This is a genomic window from Halomonas sp. MMH1-48 (assembly GCF_022348105.1).
GTDB lineage: Bacteria > Pseudomonadota > Gammaproteobacteria > Pseudomonadales > Halomonadaceae > Vreelandella > Vreelandella piezotolerans.
Window position 1 is genome coordinate 158,144 of the sequence record NZ_JAKRFL010000002.1, and the last position, 25,497, is coordinate 183,640.

Genomic DNA, 25,497 nt, shown 5'->3' on the forward strand with positions numbered 1-25,497 from the left:
CATCGCCCTGCTCAATAATTGAGCGATTGACGTAGCAGCGTGCGTACGCTGGCCGTTTCGGGTCTCACGTTGCGCCATGCAAAGAACGACTCGGCCGCCTGCTCGACCAGCATACCCAAACCATCCAGCAGCTTTGCGCCGCGCGGTCCTGCCCACTGAAGAAACACCGTCGGCTCGGCGCCGTACATCATGTCGTAGGCCCAGGCACCTTCGCCAAACAGTGTCTCCGGTAGCGGCGGCAGCTCGCCTGACAGGCTGGCACTGGTGCCGTTAATGACCACATCGAACGGCCCCTCTACCGACGCAAAGCCACCGCCATGAATACGCCCCAGATCCACGAACGCCTCCGCCAACTGCTCGGCTTTTGCCACGGTCCGGTTGGCGACGACCACCTCGCTGGGTTTTTCGGCCAGCAGTGGCTCTAAAATGCCACGCACGGCACCCCCAGCGCCGAGCACCAGCACGCGCTTACCCGCCAGAGGGACGCGGTGATAGGCCAAATCACGCACCAATCCAATACCATCGGTCGTATCACCGTAGGTGCGCCCGTTACCCCCCACGATCAGCGTATTGACCGCTTGGGCGCGCTTGGCGCGATAGCTCAACGTATCGCAAAGCGCAAAAGCATCGCCTTTGAACGGCACGGTCACGTTGGCACCCCGGCCACCGCCCGACACGAAAGCTCGCCATGCGTCTGTAAAACCATCCTCAGGCGCCAGTTCCGCCGTGTACGTCATGGGCTGCTGGGTTTGACGGGCGAACTCACCGTGAATCAGCGGTGATTTCGAGTGTTTGATCGGATTACCAAACACGCAGTAACGGTCGCTCATCGACACTCCTTAGGCATGGCGCTGCTGGGCGGCTTCGGTCAGCCAATCGCGGGGCACCAGATAGTCGTGCAGCACGGCTTCACGGCTACCTGCCTCAGGCGTGAAGGCGTACTCCCAGCGGGCCAGCGGCGGCATGGACATCAAAATCGATTCCGTGCGTCCGCCGCTTTGCAAGCCAAACAGCGTGCCTCGGTCCCACACCAGGTTGAATTCGACGTAGCGGCCACGCCGATAGAGCTGGAACTCCCGCTCCGGCTGGCCCCATGCGTCCTGTTTCCGGCGCTCGACGATGGGAAGGTAAGCGTCCAGAAAGCTATCGCCTACCGCGCGCTGGAAGGCAAAACACTCTTCGAAGCTGCCCTCGTTCAGGTCGTCGAAGAATAGGCCACCCACCCCGCGAGTCTCGTCGCGGTGCTTGAGGTAAAAGTAGTCGTCGCACCACGCTTTGTAGCGCTCATAAACACCCTCTCCAAAGGGCGCGCAGGCGTCGCGTGCGACCTGATGCCAGTGCACTACGTCCTCGAACACGGGATAGTAGGGGGTCAGGTCGAAGCCCCCGCCAAACCACCACACCGGTGGCTCGCCCTCTTTTTCGGCAATGAAAAAGCGCACGTTGCCGTGGCTGGTGGGTACGTTGGGGTTCTCCGGGTGCATGACCCAAGAGACGCCGACCGCGTGAAAACTGCGTCCGGCCAGCTCCGGCCGTGCGGCGGTGGCAGAGGGCGGCAATTGTGCACCGTACACATGGGAAAAGTTGACGCCGCCTTTTTCGAAAACAGCGCCCGACTCCATCACCCGCGAGCGCCCTCCGCCCCCCTCTTCTCGCTGCCAACTATCCTCTTTGAACGCGGCCCGTCCGTCAGCGGCGGCAAGCCCTTCACATAGGCGCTCCTGAAGATCGAGTAGATACGCTTTGACGTCGTCTAGGTGCTCGTGGGCCACGTTGACTCCTGGTGAGGTGAATCGTGAATCGTGAATCGTGAATCGTGAATCGTGAATCGTGAATCGTGAATCGCTGACAGTGTGACGAAGCCGAGCAGCTAGTCACGCATCACTTTGCCGGTCACTAAATCGCGGATGGTGCTGGGTTTGGCATTGCCGCCCAATTCGCCCGCCACGATAGCTGCGACGTCTTCGCCAAAAATGGTGTCGACCTCGTCTGCGCTCATGGCAGGCGGGTCACCGGCTCGGTTGGCCGAGGTGGAAACGAGCGGACCACCAAACGCCTCGCACAGCGCTTTCATCAGCGGATGGTCGGTGACGCGTAGCGCCACGCTTTGATGAGCGCCGCGCACCAGGCCGTGGCTCCTGCCGTTATCGGGCACCAACCACGTATGGGGACCGGGCCAACTGGCGGCCAGCGGCGCATGTAACGCTAACGGTAGCTGATTGAGCCAGGGCTGAAACTGCTGAATGGTCGCCGCCACCAAAATCACGCCCTTGGCCGGGTCGCGCTCCTTCATACGCATGAGATGCGCCAGCGCTTCGTCATTATCGGGGTCACAGCTCAACCCCCACACCGCTTCGGTGGGGCAGGCAATCACACCGCCTTTACGCAGCGCAGCTACCGCCGCTTTCACGTCAACCGCCGGTTTCATAGACGCTCCTGATAAGCTCTCAGCCAATCGAACAAAGGTGACTGCATCTTACCACGGGGCCGTCATTCTCACCCAGCCACCTGCCTGCTGCGTCGCCTGACCTTCGAGCTCCAGCATTAACAGCCGCTGTTGGCAATCACTGACCGAGAGACCGGTGGTTTGCACCAGCAGATCGATCGGCGTTGGCGAAGTGCCCAGTGCATCGAGCAGCGGGTCGCCGGTGATAGGCGAAGGGCTGTCGGTGCCATGGGAGACCGGCTTGGCACCGGCAGCCGCCTCTTCGTGCAGGTAGTGGGGCGCCCATTGCTGCAATTCTTCGAGCATGTCGTCCACATGGCGCACCAGCGTGGCCCCGCTACGCAGGAGCTGCAGGCAGCCACGGGCTTGCACGTTATGCACCGAGCCCGGCAACGCAAAAAGCTCGCGCCCTTGCTCCAGGGCAAGGCGGGCGCTGACCAGCGAACCGCTTTTTTCGGTGGCTTCGACCACCAGAGTGCCAAGCGATAGTCCAGTGACGATACGGTTACGGCGGGGAAAAAAGGCCGGACGCGCCGTCGTGCCCGGCGGGTGTTCGGACAGCACCAAACCGCCGGCCTGGGTGCTGAGCTGTTCATAGAGATCCCGATGGCGTGCGGGGTAAATGACGTCGATACCGCTTCCCAGCACGGCAATGGAGGTGCCACCTGCCTCCAGCGCGGCACGCTGGGCAATGCCATCGACCCCCAAGGCCATACCGCTCACCACACACCAGCCGCGCCCAGCCAATTCGCGGGCAAACGCTTGTGCATTGCGACCGCCCTCCGACGTGGGCCGGCGGGTACCGACCATGGCAATGCTCGGGGCGCTCAGGGCACGTAAATCCCCCTGCGCCCACAGTACCACCGGTGGGTCTGGAAGCTGATCGAGTAACTCAGGCCAATCGGGATGATCGCGGTGCAGTAGATGACGATGAGGCGCGCCTTGCAGCCAGGTCAAGGTGTCGTCCACCGCGTGTTGCAAAGGGCTGCGCGTCGGGTGAGCGAGCCACAGGCGTAACGCATTGGCGGCACTACTGGGCAACGCCGCCAACCAGCCTTGCGGCCACGATGGCTGCCGCGCCACCAGTTGTGCAATGCGCGTTGCGCCCATCCCAGGCAGTGCATGCACTGCCAGCCACTCCTTGGCATCCATCGCTGTTCCCTCTTGTAACGGATGATTCGTTCGTTAGCGCGTGGGCGAACGCACGCGATCCCCGACGGCCAATACCCGTGACGCCTGCATGACCAGAGCGAAACTCATGTGATCGTAAGGTCGAAAAACCATCACCAGCCCCGCTTCAGTGTCAGGTAAGCGCAGCAGCTCTTGGGTGCGAGGATCGGTGACGAGCTCGCCCTGCTGGTCGACACGCAGGACGTGCCCCGGCTGCAGGCCATCCTGGGTGCCTAAGTCCAGCGCAACGATCTGTAGGCGCCCAATAAAACGCACCCCGCCCGGTACTGCAACGATCTGTCCAGAGACGTCATTCAACGGTGCGCGGGGCTCGAACGACGCGCTCAGCTCACGATCCTCTAGGGGCAGCAGAATGTCGTTGTTACGTACTTCCTGATAAGCACTGAGCACCTCGACCCGGGCGATATCGCCCTCGCTGCTAACGTAGCGCGCTTCGCCAATATTGATCAGCTCATCGCCCAACCGTGTGCCATCGGCGGCGATGTAGGGCTCGCCTGGACGATAAATGCCTAAGCTCGCGCGCTCCGGCAGCTCTCCACGCACGTACAACCTATCGCCTGCCCCGCTAATCAGACGCTGGTTGTCGCCGCCTACCACGTAGGCGAGTTCCTGCAGGGGCTCGCCTGGCTCGACCACGCGATGCTCGCGCAAAAACGCGCGGACCACTTCCATCGGGATGGGAGTAATGGCCTCACGCTCTGGCACGGTGCGCATTTGCGGGGAGAGTTTGACGATGCTCTGACCACGCTCCAACGTGACGCAAGGCTGGCCTTCGCAGCTGCCCAGCAGCAGCACGTCGCCAGGATAAATGAGGTGTGGATTGCGCACCTGTGGATTCGACCGCCACAGCGACGGCCACTGCCACGGGGAGTGGAGGTAGCGGGCCGAGATATCCCATAGGGTATCGCCAGGCACTACCTCGTAGCGCTGCGGCGCATCGTGACGTAAGCCTTCCAGAGCTAAAACAGCTTGGCTGGACAACAGCACCCACGTTAAGAGCACGCCAAAGACGCTATAATAAAGAGGCTTTCGGGCCGCCATCCGGTTCTCTCCAGGCAGTCGTTGGTAAAGCAGAGGAAGAGGGCCACACGGTGTCGCGCGTGCCCAGGAACGCTATCAGCATGATATAGTGGCCCATAGTAAAGTAGTTAGGCGCGCTGACACAGGTTCGCCGCTAACTCATCTTAAAGACTCAGCATAACGGTGATTGTAACGCCATGGCCAAACTTCCTATTCTCGAATTCCCCGACGAGCGCCTGCGCACTAAGGCGGTACCGGTGGAAACCGTTGACGACGAGGTCCGCCAGCTCGTCGACGATATGTTGGAGACCATGTACGACGCACGCGGCATCGGCCTTGCTGCAACGCAAGTCGATGTCCATCGCCGCGTGGTCGTCATGGATGTCAGCGACGATAACTCCCAGCCGCTGGTGCTGATCAACCCGCGCTACGAGCCCATCGGTGATGCCAAAGAGCCGCTCTCCGAGGGCTGCTTGTCGATCCCTGAGTACTATGCCGAAGTACCGCGCTACCTGAAAGTGACGCTCAACGCGCTGGACCGTAACGGAGAGCCCTACGAGTTGGAAGCGGACGGCTTGCTGGCCCACTGCATTCAACATGAACTCGATCATTTAGAAGGTGTCCTGTTCGTGGATTACCTCTCTCCGCTCAAGCGCGACCGAGTGATGAAAAAAATGCAGAAGCGCCACAAGCTTATGAACGACGCCTAATCGGCACCTCATCACCTGGCCACTGGCCGAGCTGACACGCTGACTCACAGGCTGAATGCCTGCACGATAGCGCTGCCTCTCGGCCTTTGTGCGTTTCATAGATGGCACTTTCTCTCTTCTCCTAGGGGCTCTCCACCATGTCACCGTTACGCGTTGTTTTTGCTGGCACGCCAGACTTCGCCGCCTCCAGCCTTGCTGCCGTTCTCGACAGCGAACATGAAGTGGTGGCGGTTTACACCCAACCCGACCGTCCCGCTGGACGTGGCCGCAAGCTCACGCCCAGCCCGGTCAAACAGCTGGCACAAGAGCACGGGCTGCCGGTGGTCCAACCCGTCAGCTTGAAAGACGCCGATGCGCAAGCCGAACTGGCGGCGCTGAATGCCGATGTGATGGTGGTGGTCGCCTATGGGCTGCTGCTGCCCCAGGCGGTGCTGGATACGCCGCGGTTAGGCTGTATCAACGTCCACGCCTCGCTGCTGCCCCGCTGGCGCGGCGCGGCGCCGATTCAGCGTGCCATCGAAGCGGGTGATAGCGCCTCCGGCGTCACCATCATGCAGATGGACGCGGGGCTGGATACCGGCGCTATGCTCTACGACGTGCGCACCCCGATCACCTCACGCACCACGGGCGGCGACCTCCACGACCGGCTGGCCATTCAAGGCGCCAATGCATTGGTGACCGTACTCGATCAGTTGGACAGCGGCAGCCTAGAGGCAACCCCGCAGCCCGACGAGGGGGTGACCTACGCCGCCAAGCTCAGCAAAGCCGAAGCCGAACTCGACTTCAGCCAGCCCGCCGAGCAGTTGGCGCGTAAAATCCGCGCCTTCAACCCTTGGCCGGTGGCTTGGTGCACCCTGGGGAACGATCGTCTGCGGCTGTTGATGGCCAGCGTAGAACCCGGTGAGCAGTCGCCCGTCGCCCCAGGTACGCTGTTGGCACATGGCGACGAACACCTGCGCATTGCCTGCGGTGCCCAGGGCCAGGAAGTGCTGTGCGTTAGCCGTGCCCAGCTGCCCGGCGGCAAAGCCATGGCAGTGCGTGATCTTTTGAATGCCCGCCAAACGCCCTTGAGCGAGGGTGTTCGCCTTGGACAGCCTTCACAGCCAGCCTCGCAAGGAGCGCACCCATGAGCGAGCGACCCACCAAAGGCGGCAGCGGCCTGGACGTGCGCGCGGCGGCGGCCAGAAGCCTGGTGCCGATTCTCACCGATAAAGGCTCCCTGGCCGGGCTCGATGAGCACAGCGTCATTGCCAGAGACCGCGCGCTACTCAAAGAACTCTGTTACGGCACCTGCCGATGTTTGCCGCGCCTGCAAGCGTTGGCCAGCCGCCTGCTGAAGCAGCCCTTCAAAAAGCGTGACACGGATATCCAGGCGCTGCTGCTGATCGGTATCTATCAACTGCTCTACATGCGCACACCTGCCCACGCCGCCGTGGGGGAAACCGCCGGGGCCGCACGCCTGCTGGACAAAGAGTGGGCAACTCGCGTGCTTAACGGTTGCCTGCGCCGACTGCAGCGCGAGGCCGATGCGCTGCAGGCCGAAGTGGACCGTGATGAGAGCGTGGCCTTGGAACACCCCCAGTGGCTGCTCGGCAAGCTGCGCAGCGCCTGGCCCGAGCAGTGGCGTGTCATTGCCGAGGCCAACAACGAACCGGGGCCGATGACGCTGCGCGTCAACCAGCGCCACAATGATCGTGAAGCGTACCTGCAGCGACTCACCGAGCAGGGCTTGGATGGCCACCTCTGCCTCCATGCCCCCGATGGCATCACGCTGACTCACCCTTGCGATGTCTCGACGCTGCCTGGCTTCGAACAGGGCCACGTCAGCGTGCAGGACGAGGCGGCACAGCTCTGCGCCGCGCTGCTGGGCCCGGCTCTCGCGCCACGTCCCGGCGCCCATGTACTGGACGCCTGCTGCGCCCCTGGCGGCAAAACCGCTCACTTGCTAGAGCAGTTCGACATTTCCCTGACCGCGCTGGATAGCGACAACCAGCGGCTGGCAAAAGTCGACGACACGCTCGGCCGTTTAGGGCTCAGTGCCGAACTAAAACATGCCGATGCCACCACCCGCGACTGGTGGAGCGGCACGCCCTTTGATGCCATTTTGCTGGATGCCCCCTGCTCCGGCACCGGCGTGATTCGTCGCCATCCGGACATCAAAGCGCTACGCCGTAAAGAGGACATTCGCCAGCTCGCCAAGCTCCAGCAACGGCTGCTGGATAATCTATGGCCACTGCTACGCCCAGGTGGGACCCTACTCTACGCTACCTGTTCGGTGCTGCCCGAAGAGAACGCCGCACAAATCGATGCGTTTTTAGACCGCACCCCGGACGCCCATGCCACCACGCCCCATGACGTGGCCTGGGGTGAGCAAAGCGGCACGGGCCGCCAGCTGTTTCCTGCCGTGAACAGTCACGATGGCTTTTTTTATGCCAGACTAGAGAAGCGCAAGGCCTAAGCACTAGGCCGCCTTTTCATGACACGCAAGGAGACAGCATGAGTCATCATACCTATAAACATATCGAGCTAACCGGTTCATCCGAAAAAGGAATCGAGGACGCCGTGCAGAATGCCCTGACCAAAGCCGCCGAAAGCGTTCGCAATATGCGCTGGCTCGAAGTCACCGACACGCGTGGGCACATCGAGGATGGCCGCGTGGCACACTGGCAAGTCACGATCAAAGTCGGCTTCACACTGGAATAATCCCTACCTGCTTTTCGACGGCGGCTGGTTTACACTGGCCGCCGTCTTTGTTGCAGCGCACACCGCGTGCTGATAAAACGTTGGCGCTCATAACGTAACCGATGCTTAGCGATGAAAATCATCATTCTCGGCGCCGGCCAAGTCGGCGGCACCCTTGCGGAGCACCTTGCCCGCGAGGAGAACGACATCACCGTCGTCGATACCGACGGCGCAAAACTGCGCGAGCTGCACACCAAGCTGGATATCCGCACGGTGACCGGCGCAGGCTCCTACCCGATCGTGCTGCGCCAGGCGGGCTGCGAAGACGCCGATATGCTGATCGCGGTGACCAACACCGACGAGATCAATATGATCGCCTGTCAGGTGGCTCACACGCTGTTTCGCACCCCCACCAAAATTGCCCGGGTCCGCTCCACTGCCTACCTGACTCGTAAAGGCCTCTTCGCCCACGAAGCCATTCCCATCGACGTGCTGATCAGCCCCGAGCAGGTGGTGACGGATCACGTGCGCCGCTTGATCGAGCATCCCGGCGCGCTGCAGGTGCTGGAGTTTGCCGGCGGGTTGGTACAGCTGGTAGCGGTGAAAGCCTTCTACGGCGGTCCATTGGTGGGCCAGGATTTGGCTTTTCTGGGCAAGCACATGCCCAACGTGGAAACCCGCGTGGCGGCGATCTACCGTCGCAACCGGCCGATCATCCCCCGGGGCGACACCATCATCGAAGCCGACGACGAGGTGTTTTTTCTCGCCGCCCGGCGAGATATCCGCGCGGTGATGAGCGAGCTGCGCAAGGTAGAGCGGGACTTCCGCCGGGTCGTCATCGCCGGAGGCGGCAATATCGGCGAACGCTTGGCGGAGCACTTGGAGCACAGCCATCAGGTCAAGATCATCGAGCACAGCCTGGAGCGCTGCACCACGCTCTCCGAGCGGCTAGACCGCACCGTGGTGCTTCACGGCAGCGCCACCAGCAAGCGTCTGTTGGAAGAGGAAAACATCGAAGACTGCGATATCTTCTGCGCGCTGACCAACGACGACGAAGTGAACATCATGTCGTCGCTGCTGGCCAAACGGCTGGGAGCGAAGAAGGTCCTCACGCTGATCAACAACGCGGCCTACGTGGATTTGGTGCAGGGTGGCGATATCGACATCGCCATCTCCCCCCAACAGGCCACCATCGGCAGCCTGCTGACCCACGTACGCCGGGGCGATATCGTCAACGTACACTCGCTGCGCCGGGGCGCGGCAGAGGCGATCGAGGCCATCGCCCACGGCGATAAGCAGTCGTCGAAAGTCGTGGGCCGCACCATCGCCGATATCGACCTGCCCGAGGGCACCACCATCGGTGCCATCGTACGCGGCAAAGAGGTGCTGATTGCCCACGGCGATGTAAAGGTGGAGAGCGGCGACCACGTGATTCTGTTCGTGATCGACAAGCGGCGTATTCGCGACGTGGAGCGCTTGTTCCAAGTCGGGCTAACGTTTTTCTAAGGAGCGTGCCAGAGTGATGACACAGCCACAACCGGGGCGAACAGCACGATGAGTTTGCGGGTCATTTTACGAATTTTGGGCCTGCTGCTGATGCTCTTCAGCCTAACGATGCTCCCTCCCATGCTCATGTCGCTCTGGTTTCGTGACGGCGTTTGGCATGCCTTCATGAGCGGTATTGGAATTACCGTCATGACGGGGCTGCTGCTCTATCTGCCCAACCGCCGTGCCCATAAAGAGCTGCGCATCCGCGACGGGTTCATCATCGCCGCCATGTTCTGGACCGTGCTGGCGCTGTTCGGCTCGCTGCCGCTGATGCTGTTTGGCGAAGACGCGCTGAGCATGACCGACGCGGTGTTCGAGTCGTTCTCCGGCCTGACCACCACTGGGGCCACGGTGATCACCGGCATCGATTTCTTGCCTGAGTCGATTCTTTACTACCGCCAGCAGCTCCAGTGGCTGGGCGGCATGGGGATCGTCGTACTGGCCGTGGCTATTTTGCCCACCCTGGGCGTCGGCGGTATGGCGCTCTATCGCACCGAGATCCCCGGCCCGCTCAAGGACTCCAAGCTCACGCCACGCATCACCGAAACCGCCAAAGCGCTTTGGTACATTTACGCGACGCTGACCTTCGCCTGCACGGTTGCCTACATGCTGGCGGGCATGAACTGGTTCGATGCCCTGGGGCACAGCTTTTCCACTGTCGCCATTGGCGGCTTTTCTACTTACGATGCCAGCATTGGCTATTTCGATAGCGCCGCCATCGAACTCATCTGCGTGGCCTTCATGCTGATTTCCGCCTTCAGCTTTAGCCTGCACTTCATTGCCTGGCGGGAAAAGCGCTTGCTGCACTATTTCCAAGATCCCGAAGCGCGCTTTCTGATGCTGTTTTTAGCCGGGCTCACCACCATCACCGTGGTGACCCTATGGCTCACCGATACCTACGAGAGCATCACTGGTCTTCGGCACGCGCTTTTCGAGGTGGTCTCGGTGGCCACGACCGCGGGCTTTGCCGTGGCGGACTTTTCCGGTTGGCCAGGGGCGCTGCCGTTCTTGCTGTTCGTGGCGGCATTCGTCGGCGGCTGCTCGGGCTCCACCGCCGGGGGCATGAAGGTCATCCGTATCATTCTGATTTTGAAGCAGGGCATGCGCGAGGTGATGCGTCTGATCCACCCCAACGCGGTGATTGCCGTCAAGGTCGGTAAAGTGAGCGTGCCTGATAGCATTGCGCAGGCCGTCTGGGGATTTTTCTCTGCCTATGTGATGCTGTTCTTTTTGATGCTGGTGGGTGTGATGGCGACGGGCGTCGATCAGGTGACGGCATGGTCGACCGTTGGCTCTGCACTGAACAACCTGGGTCCTGCGCTCGGTGAAGCCAGTAGCCACTATGGCGACTTGCCAAGCCTTGCCAAATGGATCTTAGTACTGGCCATGTTACTGGGCCGCTTGGAAATTTTTACGGTATTGGTGCTGTTTACCCCCGCCTTTTGGCGGCGTTAAACACACTGCGAGTGACTTATTCATTGAGACTTTTTAATGACCCAAGATGATGCAACACCGCTGGCTCAAGAGAGCCTCGTGCTGCCCACGACTAGCGGCCCGCTGACGACCGTTCAAGTGGGCACGACGCACTATACCCTGCTGGGAACGGCCCACGTGTCGGCCGAGAGCGCGGACGACGTTCGCCAATTGATCGACAGCGGCCAGTTCGACGCCGTGGCCATCGAGCTGTGCGACGCTCGTCACCAAAGCATGGACAATCCCGACGCCATGGGCGAGCAGGACCTGTTCCAGGTATTCAAGCAGGGCAAAGCGGGGATGGTCGCAGCAAGCCTCGCCCTCGGCGCGTTCCAGCAGCGTATTGCCGAGCAGTCCGGGATTCAGCCTGGCGCCGAAATGCGCGCTGCCGTGGAAGAGTGCCGCTCGCGCGATCTACCGCTACTGCTGGTCGACCGGGATGTAGGCATCACCCTCAAACGCATTTACCGCAACGTGCCGTGGTGGCAGCGCTTCTCGCTGTTTTCCGGACTAATTGGCAGCGTGCTCTCGCGTCAGGACGTCTCCAAAGAGGATATCGAAAAGCTCAAAGAGGGCGACATGCTGGAAGCGACCTTCAGCGAGTTTGCCGCAGAGTCGGAGGCACTCTATACGCCGCTGATTCGTGAACGCGACCGCTATATGGCACTGCGTTTGGCGGAAGACGCACCTCCCGGACGCTACCAGAACGTGCTGGTGGTACTGGGCGCCGGACATTTGAAGGGGACGAGCGAGCACCTGGAAGCACCGCTGCCGGAAAGCCCCACCATCGAGAGGGCGTCACTCGAAGCGACACCGCCGCCCTCCAAACTGTGGAAAGCCACTCCCTGGCTGATTACCGCGCTGGTCATTACCGGTTTCGTGGTGGGCTTTTCGCGCAATACCGAGCTTGGCTGGCAGCTAGTCATCGAGTGGTTTTTGATCAACGGAATTCTATCCGGCGGGGCCACCATTGCCGCTCTCGCCCACCCGGTGACGGTCATTGCCACCTTCTTTGCCGCGCCGCTCACATCGCTCAACCCAACGATTGGGGCCGGCTTCGTGGCCGCTGGGGTAGAGCTCTATATGCGCAAGCCCAAAGTGCGCGACTTCTCTAGTCTGCGCCACGACGTGACGCAGCTGAAAGGCTGGTGGAAGAACCGCGTCTCGCGCACCCTACTGGTGTTCATTCTCGCTACGCTGGGGTCGGCAGTGGGCACCTGGGTCGCTGGGTTTAGAATCGCCGGTGCGCTATTCGGCAGCGGCGCTGCGTGAGTTCGATCAAGCAAGCCCCCTGGCAGGCCGACGCACTGCTTCTGCTGGTCACGGTGGTGGCCGCTGGCGGCTGGATATTCTCCAAAGAAGCGCTGGCGGGCATGCCGCCGCTGCTGTTCATCGGCACGCGCTTCTTACTCGCCGGGCTGATCCTACTGGGATTCTCTTGGCCTGCTCTGCGCCGTATGCCGATACGCCGGATCCGCCGTGGCCTGCTGGTCGGCGTTTTGTTCAGCGCCGCCATCGCGTTTTGGGTACTCGGGCTGCACTACTCCGATCACCTGGGTGAAAGCGCCTTCATCAATAGCCTGGGCATCCTGCTGGTTCCCGTCGTCGCTCGGCTGCTGTTTGGTGACCGCCCACCGCGCAGCACGTGGGTCGCGCTGCCCATTGCGCTGCTCGGTTTTGCGCTGCTATCGCTCAATGCGGGATTTCGAGTGGAAGCCAGCCAGCTATTGATGGTGTGCGCCGCGCTCTGTTTTGCGCTTTTGATCAACGTCAATACCCGCGTAGTGCGCAATGTGCCTGCGCTGCCGCTAACCACGCTGCAACTGATCTCGGTAGGCGTGGTGCTAACGGGGCTTTCCCTGGTGGTGGAGCACCAGCCGCTGGCGCTCAGCCCGTCGATTCTCAGCTGGTTCATGGCCAGCGTGCTGCTGGCCAGCTCGCTGCGCTTCTTTCTGCAAATCAAAGCGCAAGGCATGACCACGCCTAGCCATGCGGCGGTGATTCTGATGCTAGAAGCCGTCTGGACCGCGCTGTTTGCCGCTTGGTGGTTTGGCGAAACCATGACCGCATTGCAACTGCTTGGCTGTAGCCTGATCTTTATGGCACTACTGATCAATCGCTGGTACTGGGTCCGCAAAGTGCTGCTGCGCTGGCTGCCCGGTGGCAATCCTTCCCGCTAACCGTGCTCTTCTGCCCGCTGCCGCTCCAATAGCCGCTGCATGGCTGCCGTAGGCTCTTCGATCTTGCGATAATAGCGGCTCTCTGCGTAGCTATCGTTGAACACGTCAAAGTAGTCATCCAGCACGCTAGCCGCTGCTTCATCGCCACTCTGACGCAGTAACTCAATAGCGACTTCAGCAGTGCACAGATGCGCTTTCGAGGCGGGCTTGCGCAGCCGGTAGCGGGTCTCCCGCTCGGTACGCAGCGGCAGCACCGGTAGTGCATCCAGGTAAGGGCTTTTGCGGAACATGCGCCGCGCCTGACGCCAGGTGCCATCCAAAATGATGAACACCGGTATCTGCGCCTGCTGCTTGGCAGCATGCACCGCGCCGATATCCACCACGCGGTCGGCGTAATCCGGCTGGTCATCGGGGAAAATCACGAACGGCGCGTAGCGTGGATCGTCCAACAGCGCCGCCAGCGTGTCGTCCGGCGCGGTGCGATACCAAGTAAACACGCGAGTATTGGTGAGCACATCGCCAATCAAACGCCCGGTATTGGTCGGCTTGTAGTGCTCGATGGAGTGGGTTAACAGCCATGCCTGAGCGTCGCTCTCCGCCTTGACCTGATACGGGCAGAGGCAGTTCAGCTCAGGTAAGTTGCAGCCCTCACAGCGCGTCACGAAGCTGCCCCGCGCTTTGAATTCACGACGAGGCGGGCGCGGATGCCCGGTGGCCGGGTCGCGGTCGGTCAATGCATCATGTTCAGGGGGCAGCGAGGTCGCGTCAGGCATCTGCGCTCCAGTGGGTCATCAAAGGGCGCAGAGTATAAAGCAGCGTGGGGTTGAACAGCCAGATGCTATTCCGGCAGCTATCTTTCAAATGTCAGCGACAACTTTTGACCAATACGCTCAAGCATAGCCACCAAACTAGGCACAGATTCAATGGCTAGCATTAATAGCGCTGCATTTTTATCCGGGTCGTCTGGATACTCATGGGCAAAGCGATTGCGAAGCATCCGTAGGGACTGCCACTGCTCACTTTCTTCCAAATAGCCCAATTTCTCTAAACGATGGAGCTTATCCAGCATTGGGCGATCTTCGTAGGGCTCTTGCAGGTAAAGCAGCACCGAGGGGAACAGCCGAGTCCCCATCGCATCTTGTAATTTGCCAAATCTTAGTACGAATTGATCCAAGCTTTGAATCTGCGCATCGTCCAGCGCCGCTAATTGACTCCCCGACAGCGGTAAGCATGGTGTAAGAGAGGAGAGCGCATAGTCAATAAAATGCATATGCCGTTGGCACTCACGCCATGCTTCTTGCAAACGTAGTAGTGCAATATCCTGTGTCATAATGGAAGTCCTGCCCGCTCAGCAATGCTAAAAATGGCCGGATAATTCTGGCGGTTGGGATAATCAATCAGCATATCGATTTTTTGCTCGCCGAGTAGCTGCTGAAGCTTTACTTGGCAGCGCATTTCAGCCCGTACTATGTCATTGACATCGCGGATATCGGTTGTGATCAGAAGATCAATATCGCCACCTTTGGCTTGATCATCCGTGCGGGAGCCAAAAAGCTTTACGTTCGCTTGCGGCCCAAAACACGACTTCACGGCGCTGACGATGGCCTGACGCTGAACATCATTTAAGCGCATCGTTGACCTCCTTAGCCTACGCACTAGCCATTTATTACTTTCAAAAGGCTAGCATATTTTAGCCTTTCTTATCCCCACTCATGGTAAACCAACTCTCTTCAAAAAGTTGACACCTTCGGCACAGCCCCGCTAGAGTCCTGTCAACTTTCAAAAGAATATAGGTTTACCCGTGACCGCCACCTCGACTTCTTCTCACGCGGCGGATGCCGCGCCGCGCTACGACTGGACGCTTGACGAGATCAACGCGCTGTTTGCGCTGCCCTTTAACGACCTGCTGTTTCGCGCCCAGCAGGTACATCGGGCGCATTTCGACGCCAACGCGGTGCAGGTGTCTACCCTGCTGTCGATCAAAACCGGGGCTTGCCCGGAGGACTGCAAGTACTGTCCCCAATCGGGTCACTACAACACCCAGTTAGAAAAAGAGAAGCTGCTGGAAATCGAGAAGGTGGTGGCGCAGGCCAAAGCAGCTAAAGAAGCAGGCGCCAGCCGCTTTTGCATGGGGGCCGCATGGCGTAGCCCACGGGATAAAGATTTAGTGGCGGTGGAAGAGATGGTGCGCCAGGTAAAGGCGCTAGGGCTCGAGACCTGCATGACGCTGGGCATGGTCGACGGCGAGCAGGCCACGCGGCTGGCCGCTGCCGGGCTCGACTACTACAACCACAACCTCGATACCTCCCCCGACTTCTACGGCGAAATCATCACTACCCGCACCTACAGCGACCGCCTGGAGACCCTGGCCACCGTGCGCGACGCCGGTATGAAAGTGTGTTCCGGCGGCATTTTAGGCATGGGTGAGGGCGCACAGGATCGCAGCGCATTGCTGCAGCAGTTGGCCAAGCTCTCGCCGCATCCTGAATCGGTGCCTATCAACATGCTGGTCAAAGTACCGGGGACACCGCTGGAAAACGTCGAGGATTTAGACCCGCTGGCGTTCATCCGCGCCATCGCCGTGGCCCGTATCATGATGCCCCAAAGCCATGTACGCCTCTCGGCGGGTCGCGAGCAAATGAGCGAATCCACCCAGGCGCTCGCTTTCCTAGCCGGTGCCAACTCCATTTTTTACGGCGACAAGCTGCTGACCACCGGCAACCCTCAAGCAGAGCGCGACCGCGCGCTGTTTGCCAAACTAGGCCTGCACCCCGAGCGCCGCGACACTTGCGAAGACGACACGCAGCATTCCGAGCGGCTGGCCCAACAGGCGCAGCGTAATGCACAGGCCGAGCGCGCTGCGGCGCTGGCGGTGGATGCCAGTGTCTGAGGTGTGGCACCAGCGCTTGGCGGCAGCCCGCCACGAGCGCGAGCGTCAGCAGCGCTGGCGCAGCCGCCGGGTTTCTGCCCATGGGGCACTCGACTTTTCAGGCAACGACTATCTAGGCCTTGCCCAAGACCCACGCGTACAGGCGGCTCAGGCGGAAGGCGCGAAACGCTTTGGCGCCGGGGCCGGGGCGTCGCACTTGGTCAGCGGGCACCTGGGCATTCACGATGCGTTGGAAGAGGCGCTGGCCGAGTGGACCGGGCGCGAGCGGGCGCTGCTGTTCTCCACGGGTTATATGGCGAACCTGGGCGTACTGCAGGCGCTAGCGGATTCGAACACCGCGGTATTTCAGGACCGTCTCAATCACGCCTCGCTACTCGACGGGGCCGCGCTGAGCGGCGCACGCTCCCGGCGCTATCACCACCGCGATGGTCACGATCTACAGCGCCTGCTCGAGCGCAGCACGGCCACCCATAAGCTGGTGGTCAGCGACGGCGTGTTCAGCATGGATGGCGATATCGCCGACATCGAGCAGCTCGCCCACCTCAGCCAGCAGCACGACGCCTGGCTGATGATCGACGACGCCCATGGTCTCGGTGTACTGGGTGAACACGGCGCGGGCTGCGTAGAAGGTTTTGATAGCCACGCCGTGCCGATCTTGGTCGGCACCCTGGGCAAGGCACTAGGCACCGCAGGCGCATTTGTGGCGGGTGACGCCGCGTTGATCGAACAGCTGATTCAGTTTTCCCGCAGCTACGTGTATACCACCGCCCAGCCGCCCGCGATTGCTGCCGCCACGTTAGAAGCACTCACCATCGTGCAGCGGGAGCCCGAGCACCGCCAGCGGCTCACTCGCCACATACACTACTTTCGCCAGCAGGCGGCCGCCTTAGGGCTGCCACTCGGCCACTCCCAAACGCCCATCCAGCCGCTGCTACTGGGGAGCGAACAGCGTACCCTGGCCTGGGCGTCCACGTTCGACCAGCACGATATCCAGGTAGGGGCGATTCGACCGCCCACAGTGCCCAACGGCGAGTCGCGGCTGCGCATCACCCTGAGCGCTCGCCACACCCAAAGCGATATCGACAGGCTCTTGGAGGTTGCTGCTGCCTGCCTGCGGGAGAAGCAACAATGAAGCTCATCCTGCTGTCAGGCTGGGGCGTTGATTACCGCATTTGGCAGACGCTGGCGGCGCACTGGCACCCTACCATCGAACCCACCCCAGTGGAGTGGCCCGGCTACGGTGAGTCTCCAGCGCTGTCCACGCCGATGAGCATCGCCGCCCTGGCCGAACGGATGGCCCCCGAGCTACCCAGCGATGCCGTCTGGGTAGGCTGGTCGCTGGGAGGGTTGCTGGCCACAGCGCTGCTCGATCACTTGCCGCCGCCCCAGGCCCTGCTGCTACTGGGTGCAGGCAGCCGTTTTTGCAGTGACGGGGAGGATGGCGGTGTGACGTATGAGGAGCTGGCCAGCTTTCAGCGCGCCTTCCATCGTGATCCGGTTGCCACGTGGCGGCACTTTCTACGCTGGCAGGCCCAAGGCGAGCCCAACGCCCGCGAGGCCCACCGCCAGCTACGCGCACGGTTAGGCGAGACTCCCCACGCCGATACCGACACGCTCGCGCAAGGGCTCATGTGGCTCGAGACGCTGGATAACCGAGCACTGCTCGCGCACCCTCCCTGCCCTATCCGCCGATTGGCGGGAGCCCATGACCCGCTGCTACCCGGCCGCTCTCGCCAGCAAGCGCTACGGCTGGAAGCCGCAGGACACTGCCCCATGCTCTCCCAGCCCGCCCCACTGGCGGCACGGCTGGCCGAGCAGGCCATCCTCCAGGAGCCGCGATGAACTCACCGGCTACCCCGCTTCCACTCACCCACTGGCAGGAGCGTGTGGCTCGGGCCTTTTCCCGAGCGGCACCACGCTATGACACCCTCGCCAGCGCCCAGCGCGATATCGGCGAGGCGCTTTGGCAAACGCTGCCCGAGAGGTCTCATCACGTGCTCGACCTGGGCTGCGGCACCGGCTACTGGACCCAGCGGCTAGCGGAACACTATCCCGATGCTGCCATCACCGGGCTCGATCTAGCGCCCGGTATGCTCGCCCAGGCACAGGCGCAGTATGGCGATGCCATACGCTGGGAGCAGGGAGATGCCGCCGCGCTACCGCTCAGCGATGCCAGCGTGGATCTCGTGTTCTCGAACCTGTCGATTCAGTGGTGTCCGGATATCGGCGCAGTGATGCAGGAGCTCGCCCGGGTGCTCGCCCCGGGTGGGCAGGCGCGCATCACCACCCTGCTGCCCGGCACGCTGAGCGAAGTCGCCACCGCTTGGCAGCGGCCCGAGGCGCTGCTGCAAACACCGGATGCCAGCACCGTACAGCGGGCGATTCAGCAAAGCGGCCTGCGCCTCATCCAGCATACCCGTGCGCAGCGGCGGTTTTTCTATTCCGATATGAACGCCGTCATGGCCTCCATCAAAGGCGTAGGCGCCCAAGTAGCCAGACCCAACGCTCGACTGACCCGCCAAGCGCTCATTAATGCCCAGGCTCGCTATGAATCGCTGCGCACACCGCAGGGGCTGCCGGTGAGCTACCACTGCCTGACGCTACGACTGGAAAGCGCGAGATGAACAACACTTATTTCGTTACTGGTACCGACACCGATGCGGGCAAGACCCTGGCCACCAGCGCGCTGCTGTGCGCCGCCCGCCAGCGCCAGCTCACCACGCTAGGGTTGAAGCCCATTGCCTCAGGTAGCGAGGCCACGCCCAACGGCCTGCGCAACCGCGATGCCCTGGCGCTACAGGCGCAAAGCTTCCCGCCAGTGGATTACCCAACGATCAACCCCTGGACCTTTGCTCCCGCCATTGCACCGCATCTCGCCGCCCTGGAAGCAGGTGCGGTGCTTAACGTGGCAAGCGTTACTCAGGCGCTCAGCGACACGTTAACCGGCACGCCACGGGATCTGACGCTAATCGAAGGCGCAGGCGGCTGGCGGGTGCCGCTGAATGATGCAGACGACTTTTCCGACCTGCCTTGCGCGCTCGGGCTGCCGGTGATCCTGGTGGTCGGGCTAAAACTGGGCTGCCTCAACCATGCTCGGCTCACTGCCGAGGCCATCGCTGCCGATGGCTTGACGCTGGCCGGCTGGGTGGGCAGCGTGGTAGAACCTGCCTTTGCCAGCGATAGCGCACGCTTCACGGCCAATGTGGCGCTGCTGAAGCGCGCCTTACCTTCTCCCTGCCTAGGGCTCATTCCTCATTTGGCACACGCCGATGCCTCCACCGCGCAGCGCTTTATCTTCCTTGATGCGTTGCTCCCTTTTGCCACCCAGGAAGCAACGCTATGAACTCTCCCGTTTGGCACCCCTACGCCCACCTCAAGACCCAAACGCCTGCGCCCAAGGTGGTGGGCGGCAGCGGCAGCTACTTTACGCTAGACAGCGGTGAGCGCCTGCTGGATGCCACCTGCTCCTGGTGGTGCATGATTCACGGCTACGGCCATCCGCGCCTCGTCGCCGCCATTCGCGAGCAGGCGGGGGAGCTTTGCCATGTGATGCTGGGTGGCCTCACCCACGACCCCGCCGACCAGCTGGCGCGGGCGCTGGTGCGCATTACCCCGCCGGGGCTGAATCATGTGTTCTTCTCCGATAGCGGCTCGGTGGGCATGGAAGTCGCCATGAAGATGGCGCTGCAGTACCAAGTGCTCTCGGGCCTCCCCGGCAAGCGCAAAATGCTCTCGCTGATGAAGGCGTATCACGGTGACACCACCGGCTGCATGGCGGTGTGCGATCCCGAAGAGGGCATGCATGGTCTGTTCGCCAGCCTGCTGCCCCAGCACCACTTCGCCCCAGCCCCCACGGCCCCCTTCGACGCGACGCCAGAGCAGGTAGAGCGGGACCTCGCCGGGCTGCGGGAGGTGCTAGCGCGCCACCACCATGAGATTGCTGCACTCCTGATGGAGCCGCTGCTGCAAGCGGCGGGCGGGCTGAACATGACCTCGCCGGACTACCTGCGCGGCGCACGGGCGCTGTGCGATGAGTTTGGCGTGCTGCTGATTTTTGATGAAGTCGCTACCGGCTTTGGCCGCACCGGCAAGCTGTTTGCCGCCGACCACGCGGGCGTTACGCCAGACATCATGGTGCTCTCCAAAGGGCTGACCGGCGGCTACTTGGGCCATGCGGCCACGCTGGCCACCGACCGGGTTCACGGGGCGTTCATTGGCGACAGCGAGCACCACGCGTTCATGCACGGCCCCACCTTTATGGGCAACCCCCTGGCCTGCCGCGTGGCGCTGGAGAGCCTGAAGGTGTTCGAGGAGGAGCATTACCTGGAGAAAATTGCCGCGCTCAGCCAAACGTTACAGCGCGAGCTATTAGAAGACGTAGCGCTGCGCGCACATCCGGCCGTCGCGGACGTGCGCGTGTTGGGCGCAACGGCGGTGATCGAAGCCCACAGCAGCGAAGCGCTGAAAGGCGTTGGCGCATTCGCCCGAGCGCGGGGCGTGTGGCTGCGCCCCATTGGCCGCTGGCTCTACACCATGCCCGCCTATATCGCAACAGATGCCGAGCTCACCCAGATTACCGGGGTGATGAAAGCGTGGTTTTTAGAATAGCGTCATCCAACGTCATGAACAGGTCAGGTGAGGACGTGGAGAGCGATCCTGCCGATCAAGGCAGTATCAAATTCCCCTGCTTACGCCACTGGTTAACCAGCGCCGGCACGCCTTCCCCCGCCGTGGTATTGATCGCCAGCACGCCGGGTGGGCTTAGCTCATCGGCGTCGGGGTCTACCAGCGCACAGGGGGTGTCATAATCGATATAGGTGAGCAGCGATGCGGCGGGCATCACTGCCAACGAGGTACCCACCACCAGCAGAAAGTCCGCTTGGCTCACCAGCTCGCAGGCCTCTTCGAACAGCGGTACCGCTTCGCCAAACCACACCACGTCTGGGCGCAGCTGGCTGCCTTTATCGCACACATCGCCCAGGGCAATTCCGCCCTTTGACAGTGGGTAGCGCAGCCGCGCATCCACCGATGAGCGGGCCTTTAAAATCTCGCCGTGCAGGTGCAGCACGTGACGGGAGCCTGCCCGCTCGTGCAGGTCATCGATGTTCTGGGTAATCACGCTGACCTTGAAGCCCTCCTGCTCCAGCGCCGCCAGCGCTTTATGGGCGGCGTTGGGCTTTGCCCGGCGAATCTGCTCCCGGCGCTGGTTGTAGAACGCCAGCACCCGCTCCGGGTCTTGGCGCCACCCTTGTGGCGTGGCGACCTCTTCCACCGGGTGATCCTCCCAGAGGCCATCGCTGGCGCGGAAGGTTTTGATACCGCTCTCCGCGCTGATTCCCGAGCCGGTAAATACCACCAAGTGCGGGGCTGAAGTCATGCTGTCCTCGGCTTACGTCGTCCAGTGAACGCCTAATGTACCAGTTGCCCCACGGTGCCCGCGAACCGCTGCTTGTTGCGATACGGGTACACGTCGATCACCCGCCCCTCCAGAATCGCCCGCTGCAGCCCCAACCAGTAGTCCGGGTCGAACAGCTCCGGATGCTGCTCCATGAATAGTGCGCGCAGTTCCGGGTTGGCAAACATGAACGGGCCAAACTCTTCGGGGAAGATATCGTTGGGGCCAATGGACAGGCTGGCCCCGCCATCCATGTAACTGTCGACCCCCTGGGATTTGGGAATATGACGGAAGCGGCACTCGGTGAGATAGCTCACCTCGTCGTAGTCGTAGAAAATCACCCGCCCGTGGCGCGTGACGCCAAAATTTTTCAGCAGCATATCGCCAGGGAAAATATTCGCCGCCGCCATCTGCTTGATGGCGTTGCCGTAATCTTTTAGCACCATCACTCGCTCATCGGCACTGCACTGCTCCAGATAGATATTCAGCGGCGTCATCATTCGCTCGGTGTAGCAGTGCTTGATGATCACCTTGTCCTCTTTCAGCGACACTGTGGAGGGAGCGACCTCCAGCAGGTGGGCCAAACACTCCGGCTCGAAGTGATCCTGGCGGACGATAAAGTTGGAAAAATCCTGAGTGTCGGCCATGCGCCCTACCCGGTCGTGGCGTTTTACCAGCCGGTACTTCTCCCGCACGATGGCGTGGGTGACCTCTTTGGCGGGGTCGAACTTATCCTTGATGATCTTGAACACGGTACGAAAGCTCGGCAGCACGAATACCGCCATCACCATGCCCCGTACCCCCGGCGCGATCATGAAGCGCTCTTCGCGCTTGGCCACCTGCTGATTCAGCGCGCGGAAAAATTCGGTTTTGCCGTGTTTGAAAAAGCCAATGGCGGCGTACAGCTCGCCCTCGGGCTTGTGGGGCATGAGCTGTTTTAGATAGGCGACGAACTCTCCCGGCACCGGCACGTCTACCTGGAAATAGGCGCGAGTGAACGAGAAGATGATCGACACTTCATCGGTTTCGGTGAGGACCGTATCCAAGTGCAGGCAGGGGTCGCCCCCCTGCTGCTCGCCATACCCTTCCCCATGTAGAACGGGCAGCACCAAGGGGACCTGCTCGCCGCCACCTAGAAGTCGCCCCACCAGATACGCCCCTTTGTTGCGGTAAAACACGCTGTTGAGTAGTTCTACCTGGGCATCGTCTGCCTGCCAAATCGCAGCAGGGAGCTGAGCTTCCAGCAATCCAGCGCCGAGCTGGCTGTCGCGCTCGACGTCGGCAAAGGGGGACTCGAACGGGGCTTCGCTCAGCGCCCAAGCGAGCGCCCCTGCCCAGTCGCCGTTGACGTCATACCGACGGCACAGATCGATGCCCGAGCGGTGCGCGGCATTCTCCCGGGAGCTGTAGACGAACATCCAGTCGTTGCGGATATGGCGATGCTGAAACACCGAACAGAACAGCGAATTGAAGAAGGTTTCCGCCAGCTCGTAATCCAACCGCTGGCTGATCAACTGGGCGTAGTGTCCGCGTGCTTCCTGCCAGGTTTCGCAGTGGGCCAGCACCTCCTGGGCAAAGGTGCGCTGCAATCGACCGAGCGTCTCCTCGACTTTTTCACCGTACAGGTTGATCCGCGCGGCGGAGGCTTGCTGCGCCTCTCGCCAGGCGGCGTCGCGAAAGCGGCGGCTGGCATCGGAAGTGATCTGCTTGAAGCGGGCACGGTACTCATCGAAACCGTGCAGCACGGTGGCCGCTAGGCGGTACGCGGGGGAGTGTTTCATCACGCGGGCTCACGTCGAAAGAGAGCTTCCCAGGGTCCGTGAACGGCCCACTACATACGAGACGACCTTAGTCCTGTCAGTGTTAGCCCTGTCAGTGTCAGCTCTGTGAATACGGCGCAATGGAGGCAACCTCCAGACGAAACGGCCCCGCGGTGCGGTCGGCAATCAAAAATCCGAGCTGGTGAATAGTCGATGGGTCGAGAGCCGGCGCGCTGGAAAGCAGCGTGCCCCGGCGCACCGCATCGAACTGCGCCCAGGTGAATCGATGCGTTTCCCACTGGTGAGCCGTGGGCGTGAAGGCCACCCGGTAGGCGCTGGCCTCCTTTAGCGCGCTGCTTTTGAACCGTAGCTGATAGGTACGACCATCGCCACGCACGCGCAGCGTAACGCCTAGGCCGTGGGCTAGGGTCGGCTCGAAACCGTCTGGTTCACGGCGCACCGAGGCAAAGCCGCCGCCGTTTTCCAACGACACCTCGCCATAAAAGCAGCCAGCGCCCGCGTCCAAACGAAAGCCGCTGTGGGACACGCCGCCCATCACGCCATCGTCCACCGCGTACCAGCGCCGCTGCTCTGCCTCGGCCATGTTCGATTCGTTAAAGTTCAGCATCCTTCGAGCTCCTCCTTGTCCGCCAAAGACAACGCCCCTGAGCAAGAGCCCAGAGGCGCATTGACATGGTTCAGACTAGGCGATGCGCCGCCGTGATTACAGCTTTGCGGAAGCAGCCGCCGGAGCGACGGGCTCGGCCTCCTCCGGCGAGGCGGTCACTAGCGCGAACTCCTCTTCGGCGGTTTTCGCCACCAGATGGTGTTTGCTGTAGAGGAAGTAGTACGCCGCTCCAGCAATGAACAGCACGATGGTGTAGTTGAACGCCCGAGGATCGAAGGCATAAACGCCGGTCAGCGCGACGAGCGAGAGCACCAGGGAGATGCCTGAGGTGACCACGCCGCCTGGGGTTTTATAGGGGCGCGGCAGATCGGGCTGCTTGAGACGCAGCCAAATATGGCTAAAGGCCATCAATGCATAGGAGATAGTCGCACCAACGACCGCCATGCCTAACATCAGATCGCCTTCGCCGCTCAGCGACGCGAGAAAACCAAAGATGCCGGGCACTATCAGCGCTAAGTAAGGCACTTTACGCTCGCTGGTCAGCGACAGCGGTTTGGGCAAATAGCCTGCCCGAGAGAGCGCGAACACCAGGCGACTGTAGCCATAAATGATCGAGAAGAAGGAGGCGATCAAACCCGCCAGGCCCAGCACGTTGACCAGGGTCGCCAGCGTCGGGTTACCTGCAGCATTCAAGGCATCCACCAGCGGCACGCCGCTTTGGCCAATCATCTCCGCACCTGCGGCACCGGCTAACAGCACCACCACGAGCAGGGCGGTGAAGAGCAGAAACAGCATGGCACCGATAATGCCTTTAGGCATATCGCGAGCAGGGTCTTTCGCCTCTTCGGCCGCCAACGGCACCCCTTCAACGGCCAAAAACAGCCACATACCAAAGGGCAGCGCCGCCCAAATGCCGTACCAGCCAAAAGGCATGAAGGTGCTCGCACCCGCCGCCTCGGTGGGGGCAATATCGAACAGGTTGGCCGCATCGAAGTCACCAATTAGCGCTACCGCAGTGGCCAGAATGGCAAAGACCGCCAAACCGCTGATCACCATCATCACTTTCAGCGCTTCACCGACACCCGCCAAGTGAATGCCAATGAACACCGCATAAAACAGCAGATACACCAGCGGCCCGTTAACGCCTAACAAGGCCTCTACCGCCGAGCCGATAAAAATCACGATGGCCGCCGGGGCCAGCGCGTACTCGATCAACACGGCAAGTCCAGTCAAATAGCCGCCCGCAGGCCCCATGGCTTGCCGAGCGAAGCTGTAACCGCCGCCAGCGGCAGGAATCGCAGCGGACATTTCCGCCAGCGCCAGCACCAGCGCGAGGTACATCAGCGCCATCAAACAAGCAGCAATCGCAAACCCGCCCCAGCCTGCTTCAGCGATGCCAAAGTTCCAGCCCGCAAAGTCACCGGAAATGACATAGGAAACCCCAAGCCCCGCGAGCAGCATCCAGCCTGCCGTACCTTTACGCAGCTGGCGCTTGGCCAGATACGCCTGATCAACCGTTGGTTGTGTCATCGTTTTGCCCTTTTCAGTGTGGAACGCAATGGGTGTCAGCGGCG

Annotated in this window: 26 protein-coding genes; 14 read left to right on the forward strand and 12 right to left on the reverse strand. The window is 61.6% G+C overall.

The genetic code is table 11. The features are described from left to right. Positions 1-11: 11 nt before the first annotated feature. The 5 genes from aroE to MHM37_RS02845 form a co-directional block, all read right to left on the reverse strand. Positions 12-830 carry a shikimate dehydrogenase gene (gene aroE / locus MHM37_RS02825; RefSeq protein ID WP_219862832.1) on the reverse strand — a complete coding sequence of 273 codons (819 nt, stop codon included), beginning with the start codon at positions 828-830 and terminating at the stop codon, positions 12-14. 9 nt (positions 831-839) lie between these two features. After that, positions 840-1,772 carry an oxygen-dependent coproporphyrinogen oxidase gene (gene hemF / locus MHM37_RS02830; protein ID WP_219862830.1) on the reverse strand — a complete coding sequence of 311 codons (933 nt, stop codon included), beginning with the start codon at positions 1,770-1,772 and terminating at the stop codon, positions 840-842. A gap of 98 nt (positions 1,773-1,870) precedes the next feature. Continuing rightward, the gene (locus MHM37_RS02835; protein WP_239295825.1) at positions 1,871-2,428 is read right to left on the reverse strand and encodes a Sua5/YciO/YrdC/YwlC family protein; all 558 of its coding nucleotides are present in this window, start codon (positions 2,426-2,428) and stop codon (positions 1,871-1,873) included. A 48-nt stretch (positions 2,429-2,476) separates the two neighbouring features. Beyond that, entirely contained in the window at positions 2,477-3,598 is a 1,122-nt protein-coding gene (dprA, locus tag MHM37_RS02840; protein ID WP_239295824.1) for a DNA-processing protein DprA, read from the reverse strand. Between the two features lie 33 nt (positions 3,599-3,631). After that, on the reverse strand, positions 3,632-4,678 hold the full coding sequence (locus MHM37_RS02845; RefSeq protein ID WP_139525038.1) for a LysM domain-containing protein: 1,047 nt from the start codon (positions 4,676-4,678) through the stop codon (positions 3,632-3,634). Between the two features lie 176 nt (positions 4,679-4,854). On the opposite strand from MHM37_RS02845, the gene def reads away from it, so the two are divergent. The 8 genes from def to MHM37_RS02885 all read left to right on the forward strand — a co-directional run bounded on the left by def (position 4,855) and on the right by MHM37_RS02885 (position 13,250). Then, positions 4,855-5,367, forward strand: a complete 513-nt coding sequence (gene def, locus MHM37_RS02850) for a peptide deformylase (protein WP_153843971.1) — start codon at positions 4,855-4,857, stop codon at positions 5,365-5,367. Between the two features lie 137 nt (positions 5,368-5,504). After that, positions 5,505-6,497: a methionyl-tRNA formyltransferase gene (gene fmt, locus MHM37_RS02855; RefSeq protein WP_153843970.1), complete on the forward strand. Its 993-nt coding sequence runs from the start codon at positions 5,505-5,507 to the stop codon at positions 6,495-6,497. Then, complete coding sequence (gene rsmB, locus MHM37_RS02860; protein WP_239295823.1) at positions 6,494-7,825, forward strand: 16S rRNA (cytosine(967)-C(5))-methyltransferase RsmB; 1,332 nt, start codon at positions 6,494-6,496, stop codon at positions 7,823-7,825. The genes fmt and rsmB overlap by 4 nt, the downstream gene beginning before the upstream one ends. Positions 7,826-7,863: 38 nt before the next feature. Continuing rightward, positions 7,864-8,070, forward strand: a complete 207-nt coding sequence (locus tag MHM37_RS02865) for a dodecin (protein WP_044628944.1) — start codon at positions 7,864-7,866, stop codon at positions 8,068-8,070. Between the two features lie 111 nt (positions 8,071-8,181). Continuing rightward, positions 8,182-9,555, forward strand: coding sequence for a Trk system potassium transporter TrkA (trkA, locus tag MHM37_RS02870; RefSeq protein ID WP_219862816.1), 1,374 nt, complete (start codon positions 8,182-8,184; stop codon positions 9,553-9,555). 48 nt (positions 9,556-9,603) lie between these two features. Beyond that, positions 9,604-11,052, forward strand: coding sequence for a TrkH family potassium uptake protein (locus tag MHM37_RS02875; protein ID WP_139528406.1), 1,449 nt, complete (start codon positions 9,604-9,606; stop codon positions 11,050-11,052). Between the two features lie 36 nt (positions 11,053-11,088). Further along, on the forward strand, positions 11,089-12,342 hold the full coding sequence (locus MHM37_RS02880) for a TraB/GumN family protein (protein WP_219862814.1): 1,254 nt from the start codon (positions 11,089-11,091) through the stop codon (positions 12,340-12,342). Continuing rightward, positions 12,339-13,250: a DMT family transporter gene (locus MHM37_RS02885; RefSeq protein ID WP_239295822.1), complete on the forward strand. Its 912-nt coding sequence runs from the start codon at positions 12,339-12,341 to the stop codon at positions 13,248-13,250. The genes MHM37_RS02880 and MHM37_RS02885 overlap by 4 nt, the downstream gene beginning before the upstream one ends. Here the strand turns inward: MHM37_RS02885 and MHM37_RS02890 are convergent. From MHM37_RS02890 to MHM37_RS02900, 3 genes are all read right to left on the reverse strand, one after another. Further along, the gene (locus MHM37_RS02890; protein ID WP_239295821.1) at positions 13,247-14,023 is read right to left on the reverse strand and encodes a DTW domain-containing protein; all 777 of its coding nucleotides are present in this window, start codon (positions 14,021-14,023) and stop codon (positions 13,247-13,249) included. The two genes, MHM37_RS02885 and MHM37_RS02890, sit on opposite strands and share 4 nt — an antisense overlap. 77 nt (positions 14,024-14,100) lie before the next feature. Further along, a complete protein-coding gene (locus tag MHM37_RS02895; RefSeq protein ID WP_176558261.1) occupies positions 14,101-14,580 on the reverse strand; it encodes a hypothetical protein in 480 nt (159 codons plus the stop codon). Further along, positions 14,577-14,882: a nucleotidyltransferase domain-containing protein gene (locus MHM37_RS02900; RefSeq protein ID WP_139528402.1), complete on the reverse strand. Its 306-nt coding sequence runs from the start codon at positions 14,880-14,882 to the stop codon at positions 14,577-14,579. Before MHM37_RS02900 ends, MHM37_RS02895 begins: the two co-directional genes overlap by 4 nt. A gap of 169 nt (positions 14,883-15,051) precedes the next feature. Here MHM37_RS02900 and bioB point away from each other — a divergent pair, with 169 nt between their 5' ends. From bioB to bioA, 6 genes are read left to right on the forward strand one after another with little or no spacing between them, the layout of a single operon-like run. Then, a complete protein-coding gene (gene bioB / locus MHM37_RS02905; RefSeq protein WP_153843501.1) occupies positions 15,052-16,140 on the forward strand; it encodes a biotin synthase BioB in 1,089 nt (362 codons plus the stop codon). Then, positions 16,127-17,272 carry an 8-amino-7-oxononanoate synthase gene (gene bioF, locus MHM37_RS02910; protein WP_239295908.1) on the forward strand — a complete coding sequence of 382 codons (1,146 nt, stop codon included), beginning with the start codon at positions 16,127-16,129 and terminating at the stop codon, positions 17,270-17,272. The genes bioB and bioF overlap by 14 nt, the downstream gene beginning before the upstream one ends. Further along, the gene (locus tag MHM37_RS02915) at positions 17,269-17,982 is read left to right on the forward strand and encodes an alpha/beta fold hydrolase (RefSeq protein ID WP_139528399.1); all 714 of its coding nucleotides are present in this window, start codon (positions 17,269-17,271) and stop codon (positions 17,980-17,982) included. The genes bioF and MHM37_RS02915 overlap by 4 nt, the downstream gene beginning before the upstream one ends. Next, the gene (locus MHM37_RS02920; RefSeq protein WP_239295820.1) at positions 17,979-18,764 is read left to right on the forward strand and encodes a methyltransferase domain-containing protein; all 786 of its coding nucleotides are present in this window, start codon (positions 17,979-17,981) and stop codon (positions 18,762-18,764) included. The genes MHM37_RS02915 and MHM37_RS02920 overlap by 4 nt, the downstream gene beginning before the upstream one ends. Beyond that, the gene (gene bioD, locus MHM37_RS02925) at positions 18,761-19,483 is read left to right on the forward strand and encodes a dethiobiotin synthase (RefSeq protein ID WP_239295819.1); all 723 of its coding nucleotides are present in this window, start codon (positions 18,761-18,763) and stop codon (positions 19,481-19,483) included. Before MHM37_RS02920 ends, bioD begins: the two co-directional genes overlap by 4 nt. Further along, positions 19,480-20,748 carry an adenosylmethionine--8-amino-7-oxononanoate transaminase gene (bioA, locus tag MHM37_RS02930; RefSeq protein ID WP_239295818.1) on the forward strand — a complete coding sequence of 423 codons (1,269 nt, stop codon included), beginning with the start codon at positions 19,480-19,482 and terminating at the stop codon, positions 20,746-20,748. Before bioD ends, bioA begins: the two co-directional genes overlap by 4 nt. A gap of 55 nt (positions 20,749-20,803) precedes the next feature. Here bioA and MHM37_RS02935 read toward each other — a convergent pair whose 3' ends face one another. The 4 genes from MHM37_RS02935 to eat form a co-directional block, all read right to left on the reverse strand. Further along, positions 20,804-21,517, reverse strand: a complete 714-nt coding sequence (locus tag MHM37_RS02935; protein ID WP_239295817.1) for an NAD-dependent deacylase — start codon at positions 21,515-21,517, stop codon at positions 20,804-20,806. 32 nt (positions 21,518-21,549) lie between these two features. After that, entirely contained in the window at positions 21,550-23,316 is a 1,767-nt protein-coding gene (aceK, locus tag MHM37_RS02940) for a bifunctional isocitrate dehydrogenase kinase/phosphatase (protein WP_219862797.1), read from the reverse strand. A 97-nt stretch (positions 23,317-23,413) separates the two neighbouring features. Next, on the reverse strand, positions 23,414-23,923 hold the full coding sequence (locus tag MHM37_RS02945; RefSeq protein ID WP_139528393.1) for a CIA30 family protein: 510 nt from the start codon (positions 23,921-23,923) through the stop codon (positions 23,414-23,416). A gap of 96 nt (positions 23,924-24,019) precedes the next feature. After that, a complete protein-coding gene (eat, locus tag MHM37_RS02950; protein WP_239295816.1) occupies positions 24,020-25,453 on the reverse strand; it encodes an ethanolamine permease in 1,434 nt (477 codons plus the stop codon). Positions 25,454-25,497 lie beyond the last annotated feature (44 nt).